The sequence below is a fragment of the Gordonia sp. NPDC003504 genome (genome assembly GCF_053587995.1).
Map to the genome: position 1 here is coordinate 729,529 of NZ_JBSFPC010000001.1, position 11,005 is coordinate 740,533.

The 11,005-nt window shown below is 65.8% G+C and carries 8 protein-coding genes; 6 read left to right on the plus strand and 2 right to left on the minus strand.

The genetic code is table 11. The features are described 5' to 3' along the window. Positions 1-23: 23 nt before the first annotated feature. The 5 genes from ACWDPV_RS03220 to ACWDPV_RS03240 all read left to right on the plus strand — a co-directional run bounded on the left by ACWDPV_RS03220 (position 24) and on the right by ACWDPV_RS03240 (position 8,108). Complete coding sequence (locus ACWDPV_RS03220; RefSeq protein ID WP_449741723.1) at positions 24-2,030, plus strand: sulfatase family protein; 2,007 nt, start codon at positions 24-26, stop codon at positions 2,028-2,030. A 110-nt stretch (positions 2,031-2,140) separates the two neighbouring features. Continuing rightward, complete coding sequence (locus ACWDPV_RS03225) at positions 2,141-3,517, plus strand: HNH endonuclease (RefSeq protein WP_449741724.1); 1,377 nt, start codon at positions 2,141-2,143, stop codon at positions 3,515-3,517. Between the two features lie 216 nt (positions 3,518-3,733). After that, positions 3,734-5,521 (plus strand): oleate hydratase, encoded by a 1,788-nt coding sequence (locus ACWDPV_RS03230; protein WP_449741725.1) that lies wholly within the window; start codon positions 3,734-3,736, stop codon positions 5,519-5,521. A gap of 542 nt (positions 5,522-6,063) precedes the next feature. Beyond that, a complete protein-coding gene (locus ACWDPV_RS03235) occupies positions 6,064-7,347 on the plus strand; it encodes a lipase family protein (RefSeq protein ID WP_449741894.1) in 1,284 nt (427 codons plus the stop codon). Positions 7,348-7,379: 32 nt separating this feature from the next. After that, positions 7,380-8,108, plus strand: coding sequence for a mycothiol-dependent nitroreductase Rv2466c family protein (locus ACWDPV_RS03240; RefSeq protein WP_449741726.1), 729 nt, complete (start codon positions 7,380-7,382; stop codon positions 8,106-8,108). A 75-nt stretch (positions 8,109-8,183) separates the two neighbouring features. Here ACWDPV_RS03240 and ACWDPV_RS03245 read toward each other — a convergent pair whose 3' ends face one another. Both ACWDPV_RS03245 and ACWDPV_RS03250 read right to left on the minus strand, forming a co-directional pair. Further along, positions 8,184-8,420: a hypothetical protein gene (locus ACWDPV_RS03245; protein ID WP_449741727.1), complete on the minus strand. Its 237-nt coding sequence runs from the start codon at positions 8,418-8,420 to the stop codon at positions 8,184-8,186. A gap of 74 nt (positions 8,421-8,494) precedes the next feature. Beyond that, a complete protein-coding gene (locus tag ACWDPV_RS03250) occupies positions 8,495-9,685 on the minus strand; it encodes an MFS transporter (RefSeq protein ID WP_449741728.1) in 1,191 nt (396 codons plus the stop codon). Positions 9,686-9,861: 176 nt separating this feature from the next. Here ACWDPV_RS03250 and ACWDPV_RS03255 point away from each other — a divergent pair, with 176 nt between their 5' ends. Then, positions 9,862-10,950 (plus strand): alpha/beta hydrolase, encoded by a 1,089-nt coding sequence (locus ACWDPV_RS03255; RefSeq protein ID WP_449741729.1) that lies wholly within the window; start codon positions 9,862-9,864, stop codon positions 10,948-10,950. Positions 10,951-11,005: the final 55 nt, after the last annotated feature.

The window sequence follows — 11,005 nt, forward strand, 5'->3', positions numbered from 1 at the left end:
AACGGCCCTGCCATGCTCTGCACATGCACCGCCAGACCCACGGCCCATCGCTCGCGACGGAGTCCGCTCGGACACGACCGTTCAGCCGTCGCCAGGTCGTCGCCGGTGGCCTGATCGCGGGTGTCGCCGCGGCCATGGCGCCGGTGGGACCGGCGCAGGCGAGCCCGATCGGCAGGCCGAACATTCTCGTCCTGGTGAGCGAGGACTGTGGAGCCCAGCATCTCGCCGTCTACGGCGGACGCGCACACACCCCGACGATCGACGCGCTTGCCGCCAGCGGCATTCGGTGGGCCAACGCCTTCTCCGCCGCCCCGGTCTGCGCACCATCCCGGTTCGCAATGATCACCGGTGTCGCGCCGGAGCGGAGCGCGCCCGCCAACCACATGCGCGCCGACGGCGATCTTCCCACCGAACTCCACGGCGCGGGGTGGACCCAATACCTGCGCGACGCCGGGTACTACTGCACCAACAACGCCAAGGAGGACTACAACGCCGCCGGCCTTGATCTCGATCGCACCTGGGATGAGTCGTCCCCCCAGGCACATTGGCGCAACCGGCCCGCAGGCGCACCGTTCTACGCGGTCTTCAACCCGACGATGACCCACGAGTTGTCGATGGCGTTCCTGACACCGTCGCCACCCCCGGGCATCTCGGCGCCCTACCTCCACGAACTCGCCGGAATCCACGCCGTGGCACCGACTCCCATCGTCGGTGGACCGACACGGCCCGACGATGTCCGCATTCCCGACTACTACCCGGACACCCCGACCACACGCAACGATGCGGCCACCTATCTGAATCAGATCACTCAGATGGACTCCGAACTCGCCTTCCGGCTACGCGAACTCGAGGAGGCCGGCCTCGCCGACGACACCATCGTCCTGTACTTCAGCGATCACGGCGGGGTCCTTCCCCGGTCCAAACGGTTCTGCTACGACAGCGGACTCAAGATCCCGCTCATCGCGCGATTCGGACGGAATGTCGCCCACCTGGCACCCGGAAACCCCGGTTCGACCATCGACGACACCGTATGCGTCAGCGCCGATCTCGCACCGACCGTCCTCTCACTCACGGGCATCGCGTTGCCCGAATGGATGGACGGCGACCCTTTCTGCGGGCCGGAGCTCGCCGTCTCCCAGTACGCCTTCGGCATGCGCAACCGGATGGACGAACGCTACGACTTCGTCCGAACAGTCCGCGACAAGCGATTTCGCTACATCCGCAACTACATGCCGGACGTCCCCAACGGCCAGCACGTGCAATTCATGTGGCTGCAGGCCGGGTACCGGGAATGGGCCTCGCTCAATCAGCACGGGACACTACCCGAACGTCACGCGCGGTTCTGGACGAGCCGACCGGCCGAGGAACTCTACGACATCCGCGACGATCCCGACGAGGTGACCAATCTCGCCGCGCGTCCCGCGCACGCGGAAGTCGCTGCACGACTGCGTGATGCGCTCGACGCACACATGCTCGAGATCAACGACAACGGCTTCATACCGGAGAGCGCATCGATCGAGGGATACGTCAACAGCAGATCGACGCAGGCCTACCCACTCGCCGAGATCGCGCACCTCGCCGGCCTCGCCATCACCCGGAACCCGATGAATCTGACCGTCTTTCACCAGATTCTCCGTCATCCCAACGCGGTGATGCACTATTGGGCGGCAAGCGGATTCCGGCTGCTCGGCACGCACGGTGCGCGGGTCGCCGGCGACCTTCGCGACGCGTTCGCCGCGGAGACCTCGGCGCATGTCTCCCTCATGCTCGCCGAAGTACTGGTCATGGTGGTCAATGATCGCCGGGCCCTGCAGCACCTCGCCGACGCGATGGCCCGCCACCCGGACGGATGGATTCGTCTGCAGGCCGCCAATGCGCTGGACCGCCTCGGTGATCGCGCCCGCCCGGTGTCCGACACCCTCCGTCGGGTATCACTCGGAGTCGTTGGAGCCGAGCCGATCTCACTCACGCGCACCGCGGCGATCCATACGTTGCACGCACTCGAGGGATGGTCCGCGGCGATCCCCTGACCGGGCGAATCCGACCGGCGCACTCCTGTTCTCCACAGGTCCCATGTGGCCATCGACAGCTGCGCCACACACGTGTACCATGGAACACATATTCGAGATCCGGGGGTGGGATGTTCGAGACGACCGACGACATCCGTCGAGCACTGACCTCGCTCGTCGAGATGACCTCGGCGGCAACCGAAGCCGACGCCATCGACCGCCTCACCGTCCTCGAGGAACTGAAATCCGCGGCCACCGCCGCGCAGGTCCGTGAAACCGCCCGCCTCGACGAACTCCGCGCCGCCGACGAAGAAGCCCGCCGTGTCCCGCAACGCCGGCGCGGCAAGGGCCTCGGCGCCGAAATCGGCTTGGCCCGCAAGGCCTCCGGACGCAAAGGCTCCAGCCACCTCGGCTTCGCCCGCGCCCTGACCCGCGAGATGCCACACACCCTCGCCGCCCTCGCCGCCGGACACCTCACCGAATGGCGGGCCACCATCCTCGTCCGCGAAACCGCCTACCTCACCCGCGAATCCCGCGAAACCATCGACCGCGAACTCTGCAGCGACACCGCAGCATTGGACGGCGTCGGTGACAAAGAACTCGAAGCCAAGGCCAAAGAACTCGCCTACCAACTCGAACCCCGCGCCGTCGTCGACCGCAAAGCCAAGGTCGACAAGGACCGTCGCGTCAGCGTCCGACCGGCACCGGACCTCATGACCCACCTGTCGGCACTGGTACCCATGGTGCAAGGCATCGCCATGTACGCCGCCCTCAAGAAGCACGCCGACTCCCTCATCGGCGCCGACGACCGCAGCCGCGCCCAGATCATGGCCGACACCCTCGTCGAACGCGTCACCGGACAAGCCACCGCCGACGCCGTCCCCGTCGCGGTCAACCTCATCATGTCCGCCGAGACCATGCTCGGCACCAGCGACGCACCCGCCGACATCCCCGGCTACGGCCCCATCCCCGCCGAGATCGCCCGACGCCTGATCCTCCTCGGCGTCGACGCCACCACCACCTCCACCATCCGCCGGCTCTACGTCCGACCCGCCGACGGCACCCTCGTCTCCATGGACGCCCGCAGTCGCTGCTTCCCGAAGAACCTGGCGCACTTCATCTCCCTGCGCGACCAGCGATGCCGCGTCCCCTACTGCGACGCCCCCGTCGAACAGATCGACCACGCCGACCCCCACCGCCGCGGCGGTGCCACCACCGCCATCAACGGAGACGGCACCTGCGGTGACCACAACCACTCCAAGGAAGCCGACGGCTGGACCTACACCGTCCTCGCCACCAACGACGGCCCCCACACCCTCGACATCCGCACCCCCACCGGCCACACCTACCGCAGCATCGCACCACCGCTCATCAGACCCCAACCGCCCGCACCACAACCACCACGCCCCCACCCACCGATCCGACGACGACCACGCCGAACCACCCGCAACCGCACCGCCATCCGCAACCGCACCACCACCCGCAGACGACTCCGATCACCAATGTGACCGCGCAACAATGCGACCACGCGAGAACAACCAAAACATGCCGGACCCGAACTCGATCCGCGACATTCGACGCCCATGTACACAACCGTTGACGCACCGGCGCATGCTGGAAGTTGTGGCTGATATGTCGCCGGTGTGGCCCATCGCCCGCACCTTTCAGCCCTCTGGAGATTGATGATTTGCCAGTACTACGCAAGTACAGGAGAGTGACCCCAAATGCATTACGACAGCGGCAACTACGAGGCGTTCGCACGTCCCCGGAAGCCTGCAGGTGTCGACGACAAGACCGCCTACTTCGTCGGGGCGGGGCTCGCCTCTCTGTCGGGCGCGGCCTTCTTGATCCGCGACGGTCAGATGGCCGGCGACAAGATCACGGTTTTCGAGCGCCTGAAGCTGCCCGGCGGCGCTCTCGACGGCATCAAGGAACCGAAGAAGGGGTTCGTGATCCGCGGCGGACGCGAGATGGAGAACCACTTCGAGTGCCTGTGGGATCTCTTTCGCTCGATTCCCTCGATCGAGGTGGAGGGCGCCAGCGTTCTCGACGAGTTCTACTGGCTCAACAAGGACGACCCCAACTTCACGATGCAACGCGCCACCATCAATCGCGGGCAGGACGCCCACACCGATGGCAAGTTCAGCCTGAGCGACAAGGTCCAGAAGGAGCTCGCGGCGATCTTCCTCGCAACCCGTGAGGACATGGAGAACAAGCGCATCGAGGAGGTGATGAGCGAGGAGTTCCTGGAGAGCAACTTCTGGTTCTACTGGCGCACCATGTTCGCCTTCGAGAACTGGCACTCGGCACTCGAATTCAAGCTCTACCTGCACCGGTTCATCCACCACATCGTCGGCCTGCCGGACCTGTCGACGCTGAAGTTCACCAAGTACAACCAGTACGAGTCGCTGGTGCTGCCGCTCTACACGTGGCTGCTCGATCAGGGCGTCACATTCCGTTTCGACACCGAGGTCCTCGACGTCGACTTCTTCATCACCCGCGAACACAAGCAGGCGTCGAAGATCTACCTGCGTGAAGGTGGAGAAGGTGGAGAGACCAGCGAGGTCGAGCTCACCAAGGACGATCTGGTGTTCATGACCATCGGTTCGCTGACCGAGAATTCGAACACCGGCGATCATCAGACCCCGGCGAAACTCGATGAGGGACCCGCACCCGCATGGGATCTGTGGCGTCGGATCGCGGCCAAGGACCCGTCGTTCGGTCATCCCGATGTGTTCGGCGGCGACATCACCAAGACGAAGTGGGAGTCGTGCACCGTCACCACTCTCGATCACCGCATCCCCGAGTACATCAAGAAGATCTGCAAGCGAGATCCGTTCAGCGGCAAGGTCGTCACCGGTGGCATCGTCACCGCCAAGGACTCGAACTGGCTGATGAGCTGGACTGTCAACCGTCAGCCACACTTCAAGCAGCAGCCCAAGGACCAGATCGTGGTGTGGGTGTATGCACTGTTCGTCGACAAGCCCGGTGACTACGTCAAGAAGACGATGTCGGAGTGCACGGGCGAGGAGATCGTCTCCGAGTGGCTGTACCACATGGGAGTTCCCGAGGACGACATCGCCGACCTCGCCGCGACCGGCGCCAAGGCGGTCCCGTGCATGATGCCGTACGTCACGGCGTTCTTCATGCCACGGCAGGCGGGCGATCGTCCGGATGTGGTGCCCGAGGGTTCGTTGAACTTCGCCTTCATCGGACAGTTCGCCGAGACCGGCCGCGACTGCATCTTTACCACCGAGTACTCGGTGCGCACCCCGATGGAGGCGGTTTACACGCTGCTCGACATCGAACGCGCCGTTCCGGAGGTGTTCGGTTCCACCTACGACGTCCGCAAGCTGATCTACGCAACCAGTCGCCTGCGTGATGGCGCGCCGGCCGAGCTCCCCGGACCGCAGTTCCTGCGGGAGAAGTTGATGGAGAAGTTCGAATCCAACGAGGTCGGGGAGATTCTCGCCGAGTTCGAGCTCATCGACGTGGTCGGCAAGAAGAAGTAGCACCACCTGCGTCGGGCGCGACGTCGTGGTCTGTCCCGAGACCGCGACGTCGCTATCTATCACGCCGTCGCAGCGTGGGGTGCAATGTGGGCCAAGCGAATTCACTCCTCGGTCGGCCAGATGACGCTCGATCGCCGACTGGCAACGGAAGCCGACCTCGCCGTGATCTCACAAGCCTGGACCGACTGGGCCGAGCACCCGGACGGGTGGATCATCATCCCGCACAGCAGGATCGTCGCCCGTGCAAAACCCGGGCTCAACCCACGGATAAATCACCAACCAGCAACGGCACGGTATCCAAACGCTAACAACACTCCCAGGTGAGTCAATCGACCCACTTCGGGCTCCTATCGTGCGACTCAGCGGAACATCGGTCGGGGATGCTTCGCTCACCATCGGGAGGTGGCACGGTGACACGAAGGCAACCGCGACAACGACTGCGCTCCTTGCGTTCACGTGACGTCACGCTCGTCCCGGCGGCCGCGGCCGTGGCTCTCGCGGTGACGCTCACCGCAACACCCGCCACCGCCGACCCCCCGAACATGATGGGGATCAACCCCCAGATCCCGCAGGCGATTAACGAGGTCATCGGCCCACCGCCCTATCCGCGCCTGGAAACGATCCCGCCGCGCGCGAAATCACCGGGCTTCCCGCGGCGCGTCGAGGAACTCCGCGAGGCCACACTGCCCTCCCCCACCGGCGATCCGCTCTTCGATCGGTGGCCGAGCGACCTCGACACCATGGCACCGGGCACCGTCATCGCCGTCCGCGACGTCACGGCCACCGCAGCTCCGGTCGTCACCGCGCCGATCACCTCGGCGCGTCTGATCAAGTTCCGCAGCACCGACGCCGTCGGCCGACCGAGCTACGGCACCGCAACACTCATCGTGCCGCGCGCACCATCACCGACGCCCGGACCGCGTCCCATCCTGGTGAACAACCTGCCCATCGACTCGCTCGGTTCCGCATGCACACCCGGTTACACACTGGCCCATGGGTTTTCCATCGCCACCGGACCCACAGACATCATCCCGCCGACGACGGCCCTGGCGTTGTCCCACGGTTACGCCGTGCTGATCCCCGATCACCAGGGCCCGCGGATGGCCTACGCCGAACCGATCGTCGCCGGACATGTCGTCCTCGATTCGGTGCGCGCAGTCGCCGCACTGGACCCGAAGCACTTCGCCGGCAGCCGAGTTGCGATGACCGGCTACTCGGGCGGCTCGATCGCCACCAACGGCGCCGCGAAACTGCTCGGCAGCTACGCACCCGAACTGGCACCGCGATTCGTCGGGGCCGCCATGGGCGGTGTACCCGCCGACTTCCGGATACTGGTGGGCAGCATGAACGCCAACCTCGCGACCGGGCTGTTCCATGCCGCGACATTCGGTATCGCCCGGGAACGGCCCGAGATCCTCACGATGGCCAACAACCCCGCGCTGTGGATCGCGACATCGCCGCTGAAGAATGTCTGCTTGATCCCCGAGGCGCTGGCCGGTCAGACCTTCATGCCGATGCAGTTGCTGGCCAACGTCGGCGACCCGTTCCATTCACCGGTCGCCGAGCACATTTATCGGGTGACAAAGATGGCCGACAAGAAATCGGTTGTGCCGCTGTACATTTACAACGGCGCCCAGGAATGGTGGATACCGGCGGCCGGAGCGCGGAACCTCTTCGCCGAGCAGTGCCGGTTGGGTGCCACCGCCGTCTACCATGAGTATTTCGGCGAACACATCACCACCATGTTCACCGGTTTCCCGGGTGCGATGACGTGGCTTGACGCCCGGCTGCGCGGCATCGCGGCAGCCAACGGATGCCCGCACTGATCGACGGACACCTCCCGGAGGACAATGGCCCCATGAGCGATGCGGACATTCACTTCTACTTCGACCCGGTCTGCCCGTTCGCGTGGCTGACCAGCAAATGGGTCCGGATCGTGCAGACCCAGCGCGACTATTCGGTCGACTACCGCTTCATCTCACTGCGCCTGCTGAACGCCCATATCGACTACGCCGCACACTTTCCGCCGGAATACGAGGCGGGGCACTCTGCCGGGTTGCGCCTGTTGCGCGCGGCGGCGAGTGTCCGGCGCGAACACGGTCGCGACCTGATGGGGCCGCTGTACGAGGCGTTCGGCACGCGGATCTTCGATTCGCACACGGGCACATACCTCGTCGACGAGCGAGACTTTCGGGGCACCGAGCAGTTCCTCGGGCCGATCCTCGATTCCCTGCGCCTGCCTCGACATCATGTATCGGCCCTCGACGACGAGTCGTGGGACACCGAGATCCGATCCGAGACCGACGAGGCCCTCGCACTGACCGGCCGCGACGTCGGTACACCGATCATCCATTTTCAGCCACCCGGCGGCGTCGCATTCTTCGGTCCGGTGATCTCCCGGCTTCCCGCGGCCGAAGACGCGCTCGAGTTGTGGGATCACGTGGTCGGTCTCGCCCGCTTCCCGGGGTTCGCGGAACTCAAGCGCAGCCTCCGAGAAAAGCCCCAACTCAAGGCGTTCGGTGTCGACGTCGACGAGGTGGGGGTGGCCGAAGACTGGCATGGCGGCAGCCGACGCGCGAAGCACTGAACCGGTAAGTGGCCACGTGCGGTGTCCCGTCCGCAGATACCGATACTGTGACCGAATGACGACTGGCTGACCCGCTCAGTCGTCCGCCAGCGCGGCGAAGTCCCGCTGCGCCTTGCGGTACCACCGCATCCCCGACACCGGGCGGCGCCATCGACCGGCCATCGCTTCGGCAGCCTCGCGGTGGGAACCGTCGCCGGCGGCAACTGCCTCCTTGAGATGACGGTCCTGGGATTTGATGACCTCGTTGGCATCTCGTCCCTGATGTGCCATATCGCACGGACCGCCGAGTTCGCGGCATGTCATCGTCTTCATGTCAGATCTCCTTCCGATCGGTTTCGACGGCCCTCGACCGTCGGATGACTCGAATCTAGGACGGGACAAGCGCGCTACGCTTCTCGATTCCTGACCGATGACGGTCCGCTCCGGTCGACCGCTCCGTGCACCACCGCTCCCAACACCACCGCGCCGGCCACGACGGCCGCCAGGCCCGCGAGAGCCGCGGGGGTGTGCACCGCCGCCACCAACGCACCCGCGGCCAGACCGACCTGCTGCGCCGCCCCCACCTGCGCAGCCCTGCCCATCGACCGGTCTTGCGCGGACGCCAGGCTTCCGTGGTTGACCAACGGAAAGACGAGACCCACCCCCAGCCCGACCGGGATGGTGGCGGCAACGGCCCACCCGGCCGAACGCGCGGCGACCGCCACCGTCACACAACCCAGGACGAGGAAGACGAAACCGACAAGCAGGGCGCCGCGAGCTGCCGACGGAGATCCCGTCCGCGCGACGACGACGGTACCGATCGCGGCGGCGGCATTGAGCACCAGGAAGCCCCAACCGGTTTCGGCGGCGGACCATCCATACTCCTGCTGCAGGAGAAAACTCGTGTTGATCACCGTGGCGGCGAGCACTGCGTTGGCGCCGATCACGGCAGCGAGCGAGCGGCGTGTTTCCAAATCGATACCGCACCGCCGCCGATCCTGCGCCGGGGCGGTCACCCCGGCCCCGACAACGCGAGGCACCGCGAACACCCCCCACGCCAGACCACCGATGACAGCAGTGATCCCGATGGCCCAGAAACACCACCGCCATGACAAATCCGCCAGCGGTCCGATGACGATCAGTGCAGCGACAGCACCCGACCCCGACATCAGCGAGAACCCGGCAAACGCTCGTAGCCTGCGCGGGTCCTTCCGAGTGAGCACATGGAGACAGGCGAGCACGCTGGTGGTCACAACGGCAGCCGAAAGTCCCTGTACCACACGGGTAAACACCAGCCATCCCACCGTCGGGACAACTGCGCCCGAGGAGGCTCCGATGCCGAAGAACAGCGCCGCGGGCATCAGAACGCGGCCTGGATCGAACGTGCGCATCGCCAACCCGGCCAGCGGTAGCCCGCAGACGAAGGCAATCGCGAACGGGGTCACGAGAATCTGGCGCGCACTGGCCCCCAGCGAGAACTCGCGTGCCATCGCCGGGGCCAACAGCGCGACACCGGTCTCGTCGACGACGATCACGAACTGAACACAGGCCAAGATCAGGACGAGAACGACGAAGTTCCGGAACCGGCCTTCACCCATGTCACCTCCCGCGGCGTCCAGGATTGTGTTCGTCGCCCGCCGACATGTGTGCCACTATGGCAGAACTGTCAGCGATCCCGGGGTTTCGTCCGCCCCGCGCGAGCACACCGGAATTCGGTCAGTCCACCCCGAGTTCCGTGGAAATACGACGGTCGGGGACGACACCGGAGGTATTCATGCGCCCCACCCTGCTCAGAGTCGGCGGAAAGATCGCGGCGACCGGCGCAGCACTTCTCGTCGCGGCCGGCACGCTGGTCGCCGTCGGCGGGTCGGCGCAGGCCGACACCCTGTTCGGTATTCGCTACGCGCCCGCGAGTGCCGATCATCCCTATCGGGAAACACGAATGTCGGGACGCCGTTCTCTGGTGTCGGTGTGGTCGCCGGCCATGCGTACGCAGGTCCCGATGCTGGTGCAGTCGCCGGCCAACGGGAATCCGTCAGCGCCGGTGATGTACATGCTGAACGGTTCAACCGGCGGCGAGGAGGGCGACGACTGGACGCACGCCACCGACGCCAACGCATTCTTCGCGGGTAAGAGCGTCTGGACGGTGACCCCGATCGGCGGCGCCGCCAGCTACTACGCCGATTGGCGCCGAGTCGATCCGGCCGCAAATTTCCGATTCGGCGTGAAGACCAATCGTCCGCTGCGGTGGGAGACCTTCCTGACCTCCGAGTTGCCGCGGACCTTCGAGAATGCGCACGGCGGGTGGAGTCCGGGCCGCTCACGCGGGATTTCGGGCATCTCGATGTCCGGTACCGCGGTCATCAGACTGGCCGAGAATCATCCGGGGCTCTACCGGGCGGTGGGCGCGTACTCGGGATGTGCTGACACCGCCTCCCCGTTGGGCAACCTCATCGCCCGCACCGTGGCGTTCTTCCCCGGTGGCGCCGACGCGAGCAATATGTACGGCCCTCCCGGTGACCCCGAATGGGCTGCGCAGGATCCGGTCATCAACGCGCACAAGCTGGCCCGGCGTACCCCGGCACTGTGGATCAGCGCAGCATCGGGCCTTCCGGGCGCACACGACACCCTGGGCGATCCGCACATACGCGGCAATGCGGGCGAACTCGCCTCCCAGGTGACCATCGGCGGACTCGACGAGGCGGCCTCCCAGTACTGCACCGCCTCCCTGACGCGACGGCTCTCCGACCTGCGAATCCCGGCGCATGTGCATTTCCGTCCCAACGGCACACACTCATGGGCCTACTGGCAAGACGAAATGCACCGGTCCTGGCCGGTTTTCGCCAGCGCACTCGGCGCCTGATCTGTCCACCCTCCGACAGGACACGATGGGTTCCCGAATCTGGTGCCACCGCCTC